The organism is Chryseolinea sp. T2 (assembly GCF_037203685.1).
GTDB lineage: Bacteria > Bacteroidota > Bacteroidia > Cytophagales > Cyclobacteriaceae > Chryseolinea.
Map to the genome: position 1 here is coordinate 79,245 of NZ_JBBCAU010000006.1, position 18,335 is coordinate 97,579.

At 47.6% G+C, this 18,335-nt stretch carries 11 protein-coding genes; 3 read left to right on the forward strand and 8 right to left on the reverse strand.

Features of this window, described 5'->3' with window-relative positions; all coding sequences use genetic code 11:
• Nucleotides 1–11: 11 nt before the first annotated feature.
• The gene (locus WBG78_RS19295) at nucleotides 12–3,233 is read right to left on the reverse strand and encodes a SusC/RagA family TonB-linked outer membrane protein (protein WP_337328112.1); all 3,222 of its coding nucleotides are present in this window, start codon (nucleotides 3,231–3,233) and stop codon (nucleotides 12–14) included.
• Between the two features lie 538 nt (nucleotides 3,234–3,771).
• Here WBG78_RS19295 and WBG78_RS19300 point away from each other — a divergent pair.
• The gene (locus WBG78_RS19300; RefSeq protein ID WP_337328113.1) at nucleotides 3,772–6,384 is read left to right on the forward strand and encodes a kelch repeat-containing protein; all 2,613 of its coding nucleotides are present in this window, start codon (nucleotides 3,772–3,774) and stop codon (nucleotides 6,382–6,384) included.
• A 35-nt stretch (nucleotides 6,385–6,419) separates the two neighbouring features.
• Here WBG78_RS19300 and WBG78_RS19305 read toward each other — a convergent pair whose 3' ends face one another.
• From WBG78_RS19305 to WBG78_RS19330, 6 genes are all read right to left on the reverse strand, one after another.
• Entirely contained in the window at nucleotides 6,420–8,768 is a 2,349-nt protein-coding gene (locus WBG78_RS19305) for an ABC transporter permease (protein ID WP_337328114.1), read from the reverse strand.
• 147 nt (nucleotides 8,769–8,915) lie between these two features.
• Nucleotides 8,916–9,776, reverse strand: a complete 861-nt coding sequence (gene bla, locus WBG78_RS19310) for a subclass B3 metallo-beta-lactamase (RefSeq protein ID WP_443092791.1) — start codon at nucleotides 9,774–9,776, stop codon at nucleotides 8,916–8,918.
• 102 nt (nucleotides 9,777–9,878) lie between these two features.
• Entirely contained in the window at nucleotides 9,879–10,370 is a 492-nt protein-coding gene (locus WBG78_RS19315; protein WP_337328116.1) for a hypothetical protein, read from the reverse strand.
• Between the two features lie 95 nt (nucleotides 10,371–10,465).
• Entirely contained in the window at nucleotides 10,466–10,837 is a 372-nt protein-coding gene (locus tag WBG78_RS19320; RefSeq protein ID WP_337328117.1) for a VOC family protein, read from the reverse strand.
• Between the two features lie 103 nt (nucleotides 10,838–10,940).
• Nucleotides 10,941–13,205 carry a xanthine dehydrogenase family protein molybdopterin-binding subunit gene (locus WBG78_RS19325; RefSeq protein ID WP_337328118.1) on the reverse strand — a complete coding sequence of 755 codons (2,265 nt, stop codon included), beginning with the start codon at nucleotides 13,203–13,205 and terminating at the stop codon, nucleotides 10,941–10,943.
• Nucleotides 13,202–13,669 (reverse strand): (2Fe-2S)-binding protein, encoded by a 468-nt coding sequence (locus tag WBG78_RS19330; RefSeq protein ID WP_337328119.1) that lies wholly within the window; start codon nucleotides 13,667–13,669, stop codon nucleotides 13,202–13,204. The genes WBG78_RS19325 and WBG78_RS19330 overlap by 4 nt, the downstream gene beginning before the upstream one ends.
• A gap of 137 nt (nucleotides 13,670–13,806) precedes the next feature.
• On the opposite strand from WBG78_RS19330, the gene WBG78_RS19335 reads away from it, so the two are divergent.
• Nucleotides 13,807–15,918: a PQQ-dependent dehydrogenase, methanol/ethanol family gene (locus WBG78_RS19335; protein ID WP_337328120.1), complete on the forward strand. Its 2,112-nt coding sequence runs from the start codon at nucleotides 13,807–13,809 to the stop codon at nucleotides 15,916–15,918.
• Between the two features lie 225 nt (nucleotides 15,919–16,143).
• Nucleotides 16,144–17,409: a hypothetical protein gene (locus WBG78_RS19340; protein WP_337328121.1), complete on the forward strand. Its 1,266-nt coding sequence runs from the start codon at nucleotides 16,144–16,146 to the stop codon at nucleotides 17,407–17,409.
• An 84-nt stretch (nucleotides 17,410–17,493) separates the two neighbouring features.
• On the opposite strand, the gene WBG78_RS19345 is transcribed toward WBG78_RS19340, so the two are convergent.
• Nucleotides 17,494–18,198, reverse strand: coding sequence for an RNA polymerase sigma-70 factor (locus WBG78_RS19345; RefSeq protein WP_337328122.1), 705 nt, complete (start codon nucleotides 18,196–18,198; stop codon nucleotides 17,494–17,496).
• Nucleotides 18,199–18,335 lie beyond the last annotated feature (137 nt).

Below are 18,335 nucleotides of genomic sequence, written 5' to 3' on the forward strand. Positions count from 1 at the left end.
CGTTCTAAAGATTAGAAAGTGAGATCCAGTCCGAGGTTCATATTCCTTGTGATCGGATACATGTATCCATACAGATCCTGGGGATGTTCGGGATCCATCATAGGCAGCTTCGTCCATGTAACAAGGTTGAAGCCGTTGGTGAAGACACGCAGCTTCTCAACACCAATTCTTGTGAGGAACCTTGCCGATACTGTGTACCCAACTTCTACGCTTTTCAGACGCAGATAGGTTGCATCCTTGATGTTGTATGGCGAAGTGAGTCCGTTAGGGTTAACGCCCGACAATCTCATCGGAGGATATTCACCCGAGATCCACTGACTGTTCAGGTCTGAGTTATCGGCGCGATGCCACGCATCATAAAACTGTGCAAGACCGTTTCGGCCCCAGCTGTAAGGACCTGCCAGTTGTTCCACCAGCTGCACAGAATACTGCGAAGCACCCTGGAACAGAATCGTTGCATCAAATCGTTTCCACGTCAATCCAATGTTCATACCATAAGTGATCTGAGGGATGCTTTGGGTGTTAACGACCTTGTCTGCGGTCGTACCTTTTGCAATAGGTACTACGTCCAGGTCGTCGATGATGCCATCTCCATTTACGTCGCGGTAGCGAAGGTCACCTGGTAACACGAAGCGATTGCCCTGACCATCTTCAATGGCAGCAGCATTGATTTCATCCTGGTTCTGGAACTGACCATTCAGCTCGTATCCCCAGATGATGTTGTTGTTTCGTCCAGCCACAGAGTTGCGCCAGTTCAGATATGAGTTGCCGGCGGCGGCCTGTTCCTTGTGTTCCCAGCGCGTCTGGGTATAAGCGAACATACCTGAAATGTTAAAGCGAAGTCCCTGGAACTCCTGGTTCGTTCCCAGCACCAGTTCGAATCCATGACTCACGTCGCTGTTGAGGTTCTCCTGGGGCAACGATGCGCCTACTGATTTAGGCAGGCTCAGGATACGCGTATCAAGCAAGCCTCTACGTTTACGATGGAACATGTCATACTGTACGGTCAGCTTACCATTCCACAGAGCCGCGTCAACACCTATGTTGCTTGTTGTCGCTTCATACCAGGTGATGTTCGGATTAACCATACCGATGAAACCAAGACCGGTTGTGAGGTTCCCATTGAACATATAGCTGAGTGGGCGCCCGTTAAAAGTTTGTGACGTTGGATAGGTGTAGCCAGGAATAAACTGAAAGCTTGATGCAGCATCATCACCCATCTTTCCATACGACGCTCTGATCTTCAGATTTGAGACAAATGGAAGATTGTCGATAATGAAGTTCTCCTCTGAAATTCTCCAGCCGGCAGACACCGCCGGAAAGAATCCCCATCTCTTTCCTTCCGGAAACTTGGATGAACCATCGTAGCGGAAGCTTGCCTCGATAAGGTACTTTGAATTGTAGTCGTAGTTAACGCGACCAATAATCCCCTGGTTGGCCAGCTCATAAATACCGTTCGGGTCAGAGCTGAACTGCTGTACCGAATTACCGGCATACAACTCATCAACAGCATCTACGGTGAACTGCCTGTTTCCATAGAAGTTATTGTTCTTCACGCGAAGGTTTTCATAGAGAAGCAGACCTTTTACGTTGTGAACGGAATTAAACGTGTGCTCGTAGTTCAGCGACAACTGCATCGTCGTCTTCGTGTTCTCCGTGAACGATTCGCTCATGTTAGAGGGCGAATTGATGTAGCTGGGATTGTACTTATCCGATGCTGCATCGTATGTGTACAAAGGATATTGCTTCCTGAAGGTCTTATTGGTGTAGTTGTTGTAGTCATGACCGAAGAGGAAACGAGCCTTCAAACCATCTACTTTGGGTATCTTGTAGTTGAGGGCAAAATTACCCTGGAAGGTCTTTGTGAATGTGTCACTGTATCCCGTTATGTCGGAGTGGCTGTCGGCATAAGGGTTACGTCCGTCTGAAAGCGCCTGCAGATACAAAGGGTTGTTGTTGGCGTATACCGTCAGCGTTGGAACCTGCATCCAGATTTCCTTGTAAATCTCCCACGATGATGTGGAAGGTGCCTTCTTGACATCTGAAATACCACCCAGACCAAGTTCGGCCTCTAGATTGTCCGTGAGCTGAACCGTGACATTTGATCTTATGTTAAACCTTTTGTAATTAAGGTCGCCGCTCTTAAAGAGTCCCTCCTGATCAAAATACCCCAGTGACCCGAAGTATTTTACTTTCGCGGATCCTCCTGACATCGTTATATTATGATGCTGCTGGGGAGAGTTGTCACGAATGAGTTCATTATACCAGTCGGCGCTTGGGAGTTTACCGCTCCGGTAGTCATCAATCTGCTGCTGAGAGTACGAAGGAGCGATACCAGAATTCACCTGGGCCCAGTTGTAGCTCTCCGTGAATTCGGCGGCGTTCATAGGACGCAGATACTTGGTAGCATTTTGCCAGCCGTATGTGCCTGTATAGGAAATTTCAGTCTTGCCCTCTGATCCTTTTTTTGTCGTGATGAGGATCACACCGTTAGCGGCCTTCACCCCATAGATGGCAGCCGATGCATCTTTCAATACGGTTACGCTGGCAATCTCATTCGGGTCGAGCTTGGCAAAATTGTCGCGTTGAATACCATCGACTATGATAAGAGGAGTGCCCCAACCACGTATGTCAAAACTGGAGTTGTATTCGCCAGGCTCACTGCTGCGTTGCATCACGCGTAAGCCCGGAATCTTTCCCGCCATGTTATCGGTGAGGCTCATCGTGGTCACTGACTTCACATCCTTATCGGATATGGTGGCAACGGAGCCGGTGAGGTTCGCCTTTGTACTGGTACCGTAACCCACAACGACAACTTCATTCAGTGTTGAGACTTCTGGTGCAAGCTTGATGTCTATAACGGAACGGCTACTGACGGTGATCTCCTGGGTAGCATATCCGATGAAGGAAATAACCAGAACTGCTTCAGGACCTGACACATTGAGTTTGTACTTGCCTTCCGCATCGGTTGTTGTTCCCGTCGTAGTGCTTCGTTCGATGATGTTAACGCCGGGCATGCCCTGGCCTGTGTCGTCAGTAATGGTACCAGACACCATGAATTCGACGAAGGGCTGCGACGCCGGTAAACTGGAAAGTACATGATTGGTGGAGTATCCAGGAGTTGCATGTCCGGATACCGTAGCTTCTGACGTTCCTTTGACGCTGGCCATCTGGGCCTGAATCGAAGGAATCCACCCCAAAGAAAGCAGCAAAAACGCGTAGATTTTTTGCATAGGGTTGATGGATTTAGGATTGTGAATAGTAGTGTTGTTACCGATTGCGAATGCCGAACAATCGTTATCGGTGCGTCCAAACCTATGCGGGAGGGTATTAATTCCGTGTTAACAAACCTCTTAAGAGAGTCCGTGCGGCAGATTTTTTTCAAAAATTGAACAAATAATCTGTATCAGGCCCGGAGTCCTGGGCTAATCAACCTGATAAGTCCGTCTGTTCCGAACATCTGGACTGACTCTAAGTATTTGAAAAAGGTATGAGATTGAAAGCGACCTTATGGGTAAAGGAGAGATGTCTGGCAAAAGAAATCACTTACATCGTACCGCAACACCGCAACTAACAACGATGATAGTCCTGGTCAACCGCAAAAAAACGAACTGTTTAAAATCGAAGGTCATCAACGGCACACTCTTTATATATTATATATAAGAGTCCCGGTTACTAAGGACTCAATACTAACGACTCAATACTAATGACTCAATACGCTTTTTGCATTAAATTAGGCGGGCCGGTAAAGGAGCCTGACGTCTTCCACCCATGCGACGGTTATTTCCATTTGTATTCATATTATCAATCACTTCCTTTTACAACGTAAGGGCACAGCTCATTGCGCGTCAGCCAGACTACGGCCTCGAATTCAGTTCTTATGAAGTGAAGACAGATCATCGAACAGGGCTAAGCCTTAAAAAAGGTGAGGCCTATAATTTCAACGGAGATTTTAAAGTGTCATTCGATCTGGCATTCCGGCGCATTCACAATGCATACGGATATATCCTTAGAATTATTGCGAATGATTCTACTAACCTCGACCTGATGGCGGTGCCTGAAGATGACGACTTCGGCGATCTCAATCTTGTTATAAACAATGAGCCAACTCCATTGCGGTTTGATTTCACGGACGAGAACCTGAAGCCACTTCAATGGACGAACGTTTCGATCCAGTATTCTGCCTCAGGCGGCGAAATCACTTTGCGATGGAATCAGCGTGAGAAAAAATACAAACATGATCTCACAGGACTTTCAGCATTTCGATTCCTTTTCGGAGTCAATGAATTTGGCAAATTCAGCACCACTGATGCCCCTCCAATTGTCGTAAAAAATATTTCCCTTGAGGACGGAAGCCAGCTTATAAATAAATGGCTAGTGAAGGAACACGCCGTCAACAGCGTATACGACAGTATTGATCGCGATGTGGCGCTCGTGAAAAATCCCAGGTGGCTCATCGACCGGCACATCAAATGGACTCACCTCAAGAATTTCACGCTGCAGAAGTATCCATCGATCGCCTTCAACGGCGACTCAGCAATTCTGTATGCTATTGATGAAAAGAGCCTGACTGTTTACGACCTTAACACGCAAACCATAGTACGCACGCCAAATAAGAACGGTAATCCAGTAAATACCGAGGCGAACCAGTTGTTATATGTAAAGCAAACGGGCTCACTTGTTAACTACGACGTTCTGTCAAACCGGCTAAATCCATACAACTTTACCACGTCATCGTGGGCTAACCGCGACACTACACACTTTGAAGTCGATTACTGGCACAACAATAAGTTCTTCAGTCCAATCGACAGTTCATTTTATACGTTCGGCGGATACGGTCACTTCAAGTATAAGAATGCGCTTTATAAGTTCGACGCAGCCAAAGATCAATGGACAAAAGTGGAGACGAAGGGGTCCATAGCGCCGCGATATCTCGGTGCGTCAGGAACCAAGTCAAATAATGAGGTATTGTTTTTCGGCGGATACGGTAGCAATAGCGGCAAGCAGGAGCTTTCACCACAGGCGTATTACGACCTTTACTCCTATAATCCGGCGACTCGTGAATTTAAAAAACTGGGTGACTACGAGCCGCCGGTTGCCGGTGAGGACATGGTTTTTTCTAATTCTCTTTTGATCGATGAAGGTGAAAAATGCTTCTATGTACTCAGTTATTCAAAGAGCAAATATCAGAATGTCGTTCAGCTAACACGCTACTTCTTTGATCAGCCAAAGCCAACGGTGTTCCAGGATTCGATACCATTTACGTTTCATGACGAAGACTCATTCTGTGATCTTTTCTATTCTGCCAAATCGAATGAGCTGATAGCGGTGACAGCTCATAAAGACAAACAACTTTTTGATGTGAACATCTACTCTATTGGTTATCCTCCAATGCCGGGTGAAGCCGTGATACAGGACGAACCAGGAAATGCATTATCCAAAGTTCTTTTGTTTGGAATAGGTGGAATCGTGGTAGCGGGTGTCGGGTACGTTGCGTACAGAAGAAAGAGAAAAGCTGTAAACACGCAGACAAGCCATGGCAATCCGCTTCCTGCGGTCCCTCAGACACTGCTTCAGGATACCAATCATGAACAGCAAATGCACATTGGTGATGTTGTGCGGGTGCCAGAAGAACATCCTGCATCGTCCATAATTCTTTTTGGCGGGTTCCATATGTATGATGCCAGCGGACAGGACATTGCGCTGAAGTTCACATCCACGCTGAAAGAATTATTCCTCCTGATACTCCTGCATTCTATAAATGATCACAGTATTTCAGGATCGTTGGTTCAGGAACTGATTTGGCCCGACAAAGACGACATTGCCGCCCGTAACAATAGAAACGTCAACCTAAAAAAGCTCCGCGATCTCCTCACGGGCATGCCAGGAGTAACTATAGAAAACAATAATTCGTTTCTGCGCGTGGTTCTCGACGACAGCATCTTTTGCGATTATCTGGTCGTTTCAAGACTTCTTAACAGTAATGATCCCGGACAGATTAAAGAACGTGACAGAATTGATCTTATCATAAAGCAGGTTCACCGGGGCAGCCTGTTGCAGGACATGCAGTTTAACGCACTGGACAACTATAAGTCTGACTTCTCCAACCGGCTTATCGACACGCTGATAGAGTTCGCACAACGGCTTAATCCAGATACCGACGACAAGATCCTGATTGATATTGCCGATTGCACCTTTTCACATGATCCTCTAAACCAGGAAGCGCTGGTCATTAAATGCAACGTACTGAATAAGCGCGGAAAATATTCTCTTGCAAAAAGATCGTATGATGTTTTTGTCAAGGTTTACAGAAATCTGTATGCCGAGAACTATCCGAGGAGTTTTGAAGATATTATCTCACAGACTTCCCGACTTGAAGGGTAAAACGAGGATCGCCATACTTTCTTTGATTACCCCATCTAATCATTCCGCAACGTTTCCACCGGATTAATCAAAGCTGCCTTGATTGACTGAAATCCAATGGTAACGACAGCGAATACCAGCGCGGCAATGCCCGCCGTTGCGAACAACCACCACGGCATATTTATACGCGATGAGAAGTCGTGAAGCCATTCTCTCATGAAGTATCCTGCAACTGGCAAGGCGATGAGCACACCGAGAAGTACTAATTTCACAAAGTCGGCAGAGAGCAATGCAGCAATCCCTGTTACCGACGCCCCCAGCACTTTCCGAATGCCAACTTCTTTTGATCGCTGCTCGACAGTAAAGGCGGTAAGTCCCAGAAGCCCCAGGCACGAAATAAAAATGGATACCGCAGCAAAGATATTTGCCAGCTTTCCCATGACTTCTTCGCTCTTGTAAGTCTGCTCAAACACCTGATCAAGGAAAGTATATTCGAATGGATAGCCAGGATTAAACTGTTCGCACACGCCTTTCAAGCTGGCAATCGCCTCTGGAATCTGACCTTGTTTTGTTCGTACAAATATTCGTCCGCTGCTTGGAGGATGAAAACGAATGATTGTAGGTTCAACAGGTGAACGAAGTGAGTTCATACTGAAATTCTTCACCACTCCCACCACCTGACCTTCATCTCCATATACTTTGATCTTTGTTCCCAGGATATCACCACCCATGAGTGCGGCCGCTTCTTCGTTTACAATGTAACTTGCCGAATCATTGAAAGCCTGAGAGAAGTCGCGACCCGCAGCCAGTTCCATTCCAATAGTCCTTACATAGTCATGGCTCGCATTGATGATAAAGAATATGGGATGACTGCCTGGTGTTTTCCCCGGCCAGCCAACACCGGTCGTGTTGTTCATGACCTTCAATGGGTCCTGTCCGGATGAGGTTACGCTTTCTATTCCTGGCCGCTTCATGAGTTCCTGCACAGCCGCTTCATACCGATCCTGCAACGCCCCTTCCCGTGGCAGATAGAGTAGCCCTTCCCTCTGCAAGCCCAGATTTACTGATCTCATGTGATCCAGTTGAAGAAACACTCCAATAGTTGCAACGATCATTGTGACCGATATTGCAAATTGAAATACGACCAGTGTTTTGCGAATTGTAATATAGCCTTGCCGTTGTCTGAATGACTTGAGCGCGGCTACGGGATTGAAGGATGACAGGTAGAAGGCAGGATAGCTGCCTGCGACGATTCCTACGATCAATGAAATCAAAAACATCCCGGCAACATTGAAGTCATCGATGGCGAAGTGCTTACCCGTTAGCCCATTGAATAGCGGCTTCAACAGGAACATTGTTCCTAATGCCAGAACAAACGACGCTGAGGTCATTGCGATCGACTCAGCAACAAATTGCGTGATCAGCATCCTGCGTTGTGCCCCAACAACTTTTCGTACGCCTATTTCCCGCGCGCGTCGTGCCGAGCGTGCCGTGGCTAAGTTCATGAAGTTAATACACGCGAGTAACAGGATGAATACAGCGACGACAGAGAAGATTCTTACGTAGTCAATCTGGCCTCCAACAAGGTGTCCATCGCGGTAAGTTGAGTGCAGATAAACATCTTCAAATGGTTGCAGGAACAGTTTTGTTCCTTCGCCCTCATCATGCCTGATAAAGTGATCTGAAACTTTAGCGTTAAAGTTCTCCATCGATGATCCTTCGTGAAGTTTCATATAGATGGAGAAGCACATGAAGTACCATTCATCTGCAATCCCCAGCCGGTCGGTGAAATCCTTTGCCGGCAACAGCACATCAAATTGAAGAGACGAATTTTCAGGTGGGTTGCTAAGTATACCTTTGATGGTGAAGTCCTTTCGGTGATCGATCGTGATGACTCTGCCTATTATGTCATTGCGCGATTGCCAGTCGTCTCCGAATAGGGCGCTTGCCATGTGCTCAGTGATCACCGCCGAAGTCACATCATTCAATGCGGTGTGGGGATCACCCATCAGGAATGGGAACGAGAATACTTCAAAGAATGCCGGACTGACATAGCCTCCTTTATGTCGGAAGTTGTCATCACCGGTTGTTACGACGAACTGCTCCGAAAGCATCGCCCACGTTATTGTTTCTACTTCCGGATATTCTGCCTGAATCGTTTCGGCGACTGGCTGACCCAGCGATGGCCAGGTATCTATCTGGCCGTCGGTGATCATGTGCCGCCATAGCTGATAAATCCGATCGCCGTCCTTATGGAATCCATCGTAGCTGAGCTCATCTTCAACCCAAACCAAAATAAAAAAGCTGCAGACGAGTCCGATCGACAGTCCGGCTATGTTGATAAAAGCAAAGCCCTTCTGGCGGGCAGCATGACGGATCGCGAATTTGAAGTAGTTCCGGAACATAGGCGGGCAGGCTAATTGTAAAGGGATACTTACAATTTAGCGAGAGGTTTCAGGATCAGAAAGGAAATTCACCTCACCTGCTAATAAACGCCTCCTTACCGTCGGGGACCCATTTTTGGCTACGCCCCTGTTAGATTCACGCCGGGATCAATTTCCGGCCATCTTCTTATCGTATGCCGCCTGAAGCTCGGCCAGAGACTTGTCGTAACCTTCTCTGTCCTTGAACGCCTCGGGATTGTATGCATCTCCCGCCTTTCTCTTTTTGTGAAGATTAAACTGGCTGGCGTGTGATGCCACCCAAAGATCAAATGATAATGACTTCAGGGCCTTTAAAGTATAGGAATAGTCTTTCGCGATTTCCGGATATTCAGCTATAGCATCGAAGTGCTTGTCCGTTACGATCGACGGCATGTTTGCTATCAGTACCCGGTAAGTTTTCTTTTCATCCTTTACATCGAGTAGATAGCTGCAGGAACCCTTGGTGTGTCCGGGATGATGGAGCATGGTTAGCTTCACATTCCCCAAAGCAATGACATCTTTGTCATGAAGTTTCTTATCGACCTTTACAGGTTCGAACATAACACTGCCGCCAAATGCATAGTCGGACAGGCCGCCGTCTTCCATAACAGGCACGTCCTTTTCGTCAACCATCATGCTGGCACCTGTTGCTTTCTTAATAGCCGCCAGCGCACCCGTATGATCAAAGTGTGCCTGCGTTGTGAGAAGTATTTTAATGTCATTGAACTTGAAACCCAATGACGTTACGTTGGATTTAATAACATCAAATGAGCTGGCCAAACCAGTATTGATAAGGATGTGTCCCTTCGGTGTTGTGATCAGATAGCAGCCGAGGTCATACGTGCCAACCCAATAGAGATTTCCGGCAACCCTGAAAGGCTCATACGCCTTCGACCATTCCGGATTGCCACCGGTTGGTTCTTTCACTTGCTGACCGAAAGATATTGTGCTGCAAAGGAGTAAAATGACAAGACTTGCGGCGCTCTTTATCGCATTCAACATAAAAAATGATTTGAAGGCCCAAGTAAAGAATTCGGGGATTCCAAATCAACAATTCGAAATCAACAATTTAATGATTGCCTTGTTTCCTGACTACTTACTGTCGTCGCGATATTGCAACGCTGCGGGTATGGGCTGCGGATTCATCGAACTCATGGTGCCGGGCGTCAGATAAGACATCCGCAATTTGAAGTCTTCGTGAAAATCTACGCCGCCACCTGAATACTTCCAGTCATCAAGGTGAGTTGGTGTCAGCTCACGGTTTCGATCGATGCCCATTACGCTCACGATCAGGGTTGGTTGCATGTATCCTTCACCTTCGATAAACCTCTGAGTTCTTTCAACAAGGCCAGTGTTCCAGTTGCCTCCGTCGAGCACATAAAGAACATCATACTTTTCGCTACCGCCTGGCTTGTAATTGACAGGGGTAAACACCTGGATCAATCGTTTCTGATTAAGAATCTTTGAATTTATGGAATCGAGTCTTCCGGTATATGCGGTCTGCAGCACAGTATCCTGACCGTTGGCGATTCCAGCGAAAACAGTGATGGAAATGGTAGCCAGGAAAGCGCGAAATGAATTCATTTGGAAATGATGGTTAAGGAATATGCAGTATAAGGGCATGCCGAACATGGAACAAGAATTAGACGCTATCGTACCTAAATAGGTTGCAGTAACCTCTACCTGATTACTTGTGCAAAGCGCAGGGTGTTGCCATCAGCATCTGTGACATAAAATTCTCTTCTGCCCCAGGTCTGATCTGTTGGCGACGTATGTACCGGTGACTCCGGCCTGCTCAGCGTATCCAAACCGCGGCCCTTATACTTATAGAAGAGTGCATCAACATCAGTTACAAGGATATTGACGACCGATCCAAACAACCTGCCGCTTTCGTGCGTTGTGAGTTGAAGCTCCATTTCGTCATGACCGAGATCAACGACGGCCGAGTCCAGTGTATCTTCAGGACAGGTCATCACAAAGTCCAGCACTTCGGTATAGTGCTGAACAGCAGCGCGCATGTCTGTCACCTTAAATAGAGGAATGAGTTTCATCGCATTTACTTTCAACCACGCCAGCCCAGGCTCAATAGCCAGACCCGTCGTGAGAACAACTAATCGGTCGTGAGGGCGACAAATCAAAAGAGTACCTAACAAATTAAGCCAGCCGTACAGGCAACTGCCTCACACGTTTTCCTGTCGCTGCAAAAATAGCGTTGCACAAAGCAGGAATCAGAGGAGGTATCGGCGGTTCGCCAACGCCAGTAGGCTTCTCGTTGCTTTCGATAATGTGAACTGCCGTTTCATAGGGGGCATCGCTCATTCGCGCCACCTGATAGTTGTGGAAATTGGATTGCTGAACGGCGCCGGTAGTCACCGTGATCTCACTCTTGAGCGCGAGGCTCGCGGCAAAGGCTGCACCGCCTTCGAACTGAGATTTGATACGCTCGGGGTTAACAGGAATGCCGCAATCCACCACATAATCCACCTTAGGAATGCGGATCTTATTGTTGGCATCAACAGTAACCTCTACAACGCACGCGACATACGTCAGGAAACTTCTGTGAGCCGCAAAGCCCTGACCGCTTCCTTTGGGGAGACTCTTTCCCCAGCCGGATTTATCTTTTACAGTTTCAATCACATTTCGGAAACGCGCGGTGCTCCAGGGGAAGTCCTCGGGCTTCTCACCATAGTTCCAGTATTCGGAGGTAATCGGACCGAAATCAATATTGCGATCACTTCCCAGCAGTTCCAGAACATTTTGAATAGGATCAACGCCACGGGCATGCGCAACCTCATCCAACGTGCAGCCTACTGCATACATATGGTGAATGTTGGCAACCGACCTCAGCCATCCGATACGGGTCTTCGCAGGCGCTTCATGCGTTTCGCAGCATACGTTATCGATGGCAAAGGGCAGGTCGATCATACCCATGCTCAACTCCGCACCGCTGGCCTCCTTTTCCGCCGCGTTTGAAGTACCTCCAATGGGCGGAAACACGGACCTGTGCAACCATGAGGTAACTTTATTATTTGCATCAATACCAACCTTCAGATGCTGAGCCGCAGGGAAGTGGTAGAAATCATGCTGGATATCGTCTTCGCGCGTCCATAATATTTTAACAGGACTCCCCATCGTTTTGGATGCCAAAGCGGCCTCGACGACGAAGTCTGGCTTTGACTTGCGACCAAATGCTCCTCCGAGCAACGTAACATTCACCGTAACCGCCTTGACGTCCACACCCAACGCTTCGGCTAGTGCTTTTCTCGTACCCTGCGGATCCTGCACCGGCGCCCATACCTCGCATACATTGTCGTGTACGTGTGCGAGAGCACATGGGGTTTCCATCGGCGCATGCGACAGGAGCGGCACCATATAATCTACTTCAATAACTTTCTTTGCACCGGCCAGCGCCTTATCAACCTGACCGTTTTCTCTTCTCACTTTTCCTTTTGTCTTGGCACGCTGCAGCATGCCGTTGTTATAGGAGTGAGAATCATAATCAGCGTTTGCCCCCTTGCTCCAGCTTACATCGAGTGCCTTCCGCCCTTCCAATGCCGCCCAGGTATTTTCTGCGACTACCACTACCCCCCCAAGCGGCTTATTCAATGTTGTGGGGAAGCCAGGGGCATTCAACGTAAAAACCTTGATCACACCAGGAACTGCCATCGCCTTCTCAGCCTGAAAAGAAGTCAGCCCTGCTCCTGGTTCAGGATTGCGTTTAACCACGGCAATCTTTGTATTGGGAAGATGATTGCTGTCGAACCCAAACTTTGCTTTGCCCGTGACGATATCTTTCAAATCTACTATCGAGCTCTGCTTCGTTATGTATTTAAAGTCCTTGGGCGACTTCAGCGTAATGCTGCTCTCGTCCGGCACAGGCAATGCCGCTGCCTTCTCTGCGAGATAGCCGAACCCAAGCGTTTTACCCGAGCTATGAACAACTTCATGATTTTGTGCTTTGCACTCGGATGCATCAACACCCCACTCCTTCGCCGCAGCCTGCTCAAGCAATAGGCGCACCGTTGCCCCTGCCTTCCTCAGTGGCGTGAAAAACATCCTTACGCTATAGGAGCCGTCAGTATTTTGATCGCCATACTTCTCGTCGCCTGTTGCCTGCACCACTTTCACCCGGTTCCAGTCCGCCTCCATTTCATCGGCCATCACCAGGGGAAGACTCGTCCGGATCCCCGTTCCCATTTCAGATCGATGAGCTACCAGTGAAACATCGCCGTTACCATGAATGCTGATAAACAGGTTGGGCGAAAAGGTAAAGTCCGGATTGCCTGCAAGTTTCTTCGATGTGTTCGTGCAGCTGAAGCTGATGCCCAGCATCAATCCTGACATGCTTATCGAGGTAGCTTTCAGAAAGTCGCGACGGTTGACTTTATATATTTTGGAGTCGTTGATTTCTACTTTCATTTTGCAGAAGTATTAGAGGCCCTCTTAATTGCTTTTCTGATCCGTTCATAAGTGCCGCACCGGCAAATGTTACCCGACATGCCCGCTTCGATCTCACTATCATTCGGCGCAGGATTCTTTGACAACAACGAAACTGCTGACATGATCTGACCTGTTTGACAATAGCCGCACTGCGGAACATTCTCCGCTATCCAGGCTTGTTGAACCGGGTGAAGTTCCTCGCCGGAAGAAATACCTTCAATAGTTGTTACCTTCTTGTTCTCTACAGACGAAACTGGCGTGGAACAGGATCTCACAGCAGTGCCATCAAGGTGCACGGTGCACGCTCCGCATTGGGCCATACCACAACCATATTTTGTCCCTGTAAGACTTAGGTTATCTCGAAGTACCCAAAGCAAAGGCGTATTGGGTGCGGCCTCTACCTTGTGCAATTCACCATTGACGTTGAGTTGGAAAGTTGCCATGACTGGGGATTGATTTTTTTGAATCTAATGAATTTAAGAGACGATACAAAATGATACAAGATTAGAAGTTAGTGAGAAGTTAACTTCAGCTTTTTTACTATTTTCAAGACCTTCAAACACTCACAAACACCTAACCTGTGAAGAATAACTGGTATCTCATCTGGCTTCTCGCCGCAATGATCAGCTGTCAAAAAGAAAAACCGAAAGGCTGGATTGATCAGGCCCGCTTAAACGACCAGAAAGCTGAAGACTGGTTGACCACTGGTGGTAATAAAAACATGCAGCATTATTCTCCGCTGGATAAAATCAATCGGGAAAATGTTAAGGAGTTAGGTTTCGTATGGGAGTATGATGCTACTACTCATATTGGCAATGTGCCTCGCGGATTGGAGGCTACCCCTATCGTTGCAGATGGCATTATGTACACATCAGGATCGTGGGGCGCGGTGTATGCACTCGATGGAAAAACCGGGAAAGAGCTTTGGGCATTCAAGCCGAAAGTCGATCCATCATATGTCCGAAGGTCTTGCTGTGATGTGGTAAATCGCGGAGTGGCTGTTTGGGAAGACAAAGTCTACGTAGGTACACTCGATGGCTTCCTTGTTTGTCTTGATGCTAAAGATGGCAAAGTCCTCTGGCAGGCGGATACATTTACGGATCGCACGAAAGCGTATACGATTACCAGCCCACCTCAGGTAGCCGGTAGTATCGTGATGATTGGCAATTCAGGATCTGAGTTCGGCGTTCGTGGATATGTCACTGCATACGATCTGAAAACAGGTGAACAAAAGTGGAGATTCTTTACCGTACCTGGAGATCCCGCCAACGGAAACGAAAGTGATGAAATGGAAATGGCCGCCAAAACGTGGGATCCGAAATCTCACTGGCAAAGCGGTGGAGGTGGAACCGTATGGGGCGAATCGGCCTATGATGCCGAACTCAATCTGCTTTACGTAGGGACCGGCAACGCAGCTCCATATCCAATCTGGTTTAGAAGTCCTTCGGGAGGCGACAACTTATTTCTCGCTTCTATCCTCGCCATCAACCCGGACAATGGCAAAATGGTTTGGTACTATCAAACAACACCTGGTGAGATCTGGGATTATACAGCAACGCAGAATATTGTATTAGCAGATATCGAGATCGAAGGCAGGCAGCGTAAGGTCTTAATGCAGGCACCGAAGAATGGATTCTTTTATGTGCTGGACAGAGCAACGGGCGAACTGATTTCCGCCGAGAAGTATACACGGGTGAACTGGGCGAGTCACGTTGATATGAAAACGGGACGCCCGGTGTTGACCGAACAGGGACAATGGTACAAAGACAAACCAAAACTTGTAGTTCCTTATCTCGGCGGAGGACACGTGTGGCAGCCGATGTCGTTCAATCCGACAACAGGACTGATGTACATACCCGAGCGTTCTGTGCCACAGGTTTTCAAAACGTTCGATACATACGAGTGGTTGCCCGATGTTGATAACACAAATCTCGACTATGCAGAGATGTGGAAGTTCAGTAAGCACGTAGCTGATCAGGTGACGAAGGCTGAAGACACCATTCGCTCAGAGAATTTGCTGGCTTGGAATGTTGTCACCAAACAGGTCGCATGGAAATTTCCTGATGGCGGACCAGATGGCGGGATCATGTCAACTCCGGAGTTGGTGTTTCAGGGAACGCGCACCGGATATCTCAATGTTCATGATGCAAAGACCGGAGAAAAACTAAAATCCATTTTTACAGGCAATGGCATCATGGCTGCACCCACAACGTATAGCATAGACGGCGAGCAGTATGTGGCTGTTATGGCCGGCTACGGTGGAGCCGAGACCAGCGGATATTTACCCGACGGAGTTGTTTACCAATACGAAAACAAGACGAGGATCCTTGCTTTTAAACTGGGCGGCGCTGATGTGCCGCTGCCTCCGAAGAAAAATCCTGTTGTAAGACAGGTACCTCCGGCGACGAAAGTACGTGAGGAGCTTGTTGAACGCGGTGCCTACCTCTATAACTTCTATTGTGACATCTGTCATGGCAAGTTTGGAGATCGCCACATGTCGCAACACCCTGATCTGTCTAATTTGCCTGAGGCCAAGCACAAGCTGTTCAGCGATATACTATTGAAAGGTATCCTTGCACAGAATGGAATGGCCAGCTTTAGCAATTCGCTCAGTGAAGCTGATGTAGAGGCTATTCACAACTTCCTGCTTAAGAAGCAGCTTGATCTATACGAAAAGCAAAAAGGTAAATAGACAAAATAAATAGTACCCGTATGTCTTGAGCTAACAAGTATGTTATTGTTCAGGAAGAAGGTCGGGGCCAATCAACGAAAGCCCTGATTGCACTGTACCTGGTAAATTCGTGTGTTAACAAATTGTTATTCACACAATACTGGCGCATTCTTTGATACTTTTGCACACGACTGGCACTAACGTTACACGAATGAAACGTGTATCTGAGCTGCCAACCCCTACGTTATGCGCAAAAACCGATCACCACTCTACGCCCGCCATTTCTTTGCCCTGATTTTAACTGGATTTTTCCTGTCGGCCTGCTTCGATGATCATTCCGGCGACGATTCCCAGAGCCTGGTTTCGCTCGATCCGCTGGCAATCTCCTTTAGCTCGACAAATCATTGGGTGTACGCGACCGACGTTAACGGTGAGGTCCTGGACGTTCAAAATACTGTTGGCCGTAAGCAAGTGACTCTAACCAGTACAAGGTATGTCGATAAATTCAACCTGAACATTGTAACTGGCACAGTCGACACAAACGGAAAGACTTATCTGCAAATACAGACCTACGCCGATGTATCGCCTGGGTCATCCTTTGAGGTCCGGTATGGTAACGGCGGCATGGTATTAACGGATCCGGCCAATGTGAATTTCAGAATAGCGGGCTACGACGGACCGAAATACGGAATCAACATCACAAACAAAGGTTCCTATTTTTCCTATGACGTGGCTATGGCGGGCGACACCTACGAGGCCAATCTTCAGTTGTGTCAATTGCCTTCCGATGTACTGCTTACCACCTATCGAAATGGCACTCCTGTCTATGCGAGAATCCCAGGAGTGAAAGGTGGCGATGTCTTAAATCTTGACATGGACACAAATTTCACTCCGTTCGAACATCAAAGAAAGCTCGACTTTGGCGGATATTATAATATCGGGTGGGTTCAGGGCGCATACATTGAGGGGAACAAATACCTTCCTCAATTCTATTTCGACTTGATCGAGACTGATCGTCTTGCCGGCACAAAAGATGCCACCGATCAACCGGTGATCGGGTACGTCGATGGTTTTGACAGCTATAGCATGTACGTTGCCAACGCCCAACCCTCGGGCTATGTTTCTTACTTTAAGCAGGGCGACATTGAGGATTCGTTTGATTCGTTCACAATGCCAACCTTCACTTACAAAACGATCAATACCGGCTTACGCAACTTCACCTTTGAGTTCTCTGAAGATTATTCCTACTATGAAGCCAATTTCAGTAACGAATCGGCTACTTTAAGCATGAACTGGTCGATACACACGCCCAGCGGTGTAGCAGTCAATATCGGTGACCTGCCGCGTGAGGTCCTGGCGGAGTATCCAATGATTGATCCTGATACTTTCTGGTTTGATGGAATTAAGTTAACCAAGGTGATCAGCGGTGAGTCGTTCCATGATAGCATCCTGCGGATCGGCACTCCTCAGTCACCGGAGTTCGAATACTATACCTTCTCTCCCAATTTATAAATAGGTTCATGCTCCTGAAACCAGCGGTGAATTGCGCGACACATTCTGGCGCAATCTCTTCGCTAAAGATTTCATATCAGTTCATCAATAGAACAGGATCAACGCCAGCGCGAGTGTAGTTAAGTAGTCCTTCAACTGATAGCGCAGCTTCTTCAATGATTGTGTGAGGTGATATCCGATAGCCTTCTCGGACAAGTTTAACGTGTCGGCGATCTCGGGAATGGATCGCCCCTCCAGTCTGTTCAATTGAAACACAGTTCTTGACTTTTCAGGCAACTGCTGCATGGCCGCTTCGATAGCGTCCATCAGGTCATCAAACTCTACTGTCTTTTCTGTATTATCATCCGAGACCGGAAAGTATTTCAGGCAATAGTCACGATAGCTCTTACGAACCATCTGTGCTTGAATGTAGTTAAGCGCTTTGTTCTTAACTGCTGTGTAAAAATAGGAAGGAAGATGCTTGATGGAGTGAGATGCGCGCTTGTCCCACAAAGAAATAAAAAGGTCTTGCACTATCTCTGCCGTTATTTCTTCTGAACGCACTCGTGGAAAGGCCATGTCATGGACCTTTTGCCAATAGCGTCTGAAAAGTTCTGCAAAGGCGTCTTCTCTATCATGCCGGATAGCTTCCAGCAAATCGATATCAGTATATGAAGACAATGCTGCCGCATGGTCGGTCGACGCATGTTCACTGGTGGCCCGGGCATTGGTCGCCGCTTTAGGGAGATCAACAGAATGATCATTCACCAATCTTTCAACGCGCTTGTCATTAACACTGAGACGTTCCAAATCCTGAAGAATCGATTCATACTAATTTATGGCAGTGGGCCCGGAAAACCTAGGAAACGATTGTGAAATCGATTTTTTAGCAAAAATCTCATCAAACGGTTTAGGCAATTGTCGATGTGAACTGTCTATAGTTAGAA

What these genes read in the sequence shown, in the direction of transcription:
- WBG78_RS19295 (WP_337328112.1), bottom strand. Translation starts at nt 3,233, where the DNA reads ATGCAAAAAATCTACGCGTTTTTGCTGCTTTCTTTGGGGTGGATTCCT.
- WBG78_RS19300 (WP_337328113.1), top strand. Translation starts at nt 3,772, where the DNA reads ATGCGACGGTTATTTCCATTTGTATTCATATTATCAATCACTTCCTTT.
- WBG78_RS19305 (WP_337328114.1), bottom strand. Translation starts at nt 8,768, where the DNA reads ATGTTCCGGAACTACTTCAAATTCGCGATCCGTCATGCTGCCCGCCAG.
- WBG78_RS19315 (WP_337328116.1), bottom strand. Translation starts at nt 10,370, where the DNA reads ATGAATTCATTTCGCGCTTTCCTGGCTACCATTTCCATCACTGTTTTC.
- WBG78_RS19320 (WP_337328117.1), bottom strand. Translation starts at nt 10,837, where the DNA reads ATGAAACTCATTCCTCTATTTAAGGTGACAGACATGCGCGCTGCTGTT.
- WBG78_RS19325 (WP_337328118.1), bottom strand. Translation starts at nt 13,205, where the DNA reads ATGAAAGTAGAAATCAACGACTCCAAAATATATAAAGTCAACCGTCGC.
- WBG78_RS19330 (WP_337328119.1), bottom strand. Translation starts at nt 13,669, where the DNA reads ATGGCAACTTTCCAACTCAACGTCAATGGTGAATTGCACAAGGTAGAG.
- WBG78_RS19340 (WP_337328121.1), top strand. Translation starts at nt 16,144, where the DNA reads ATGCGCAAAAACCGATCACCACTCTACGCCCGCCATTTCTTTGCCCTG.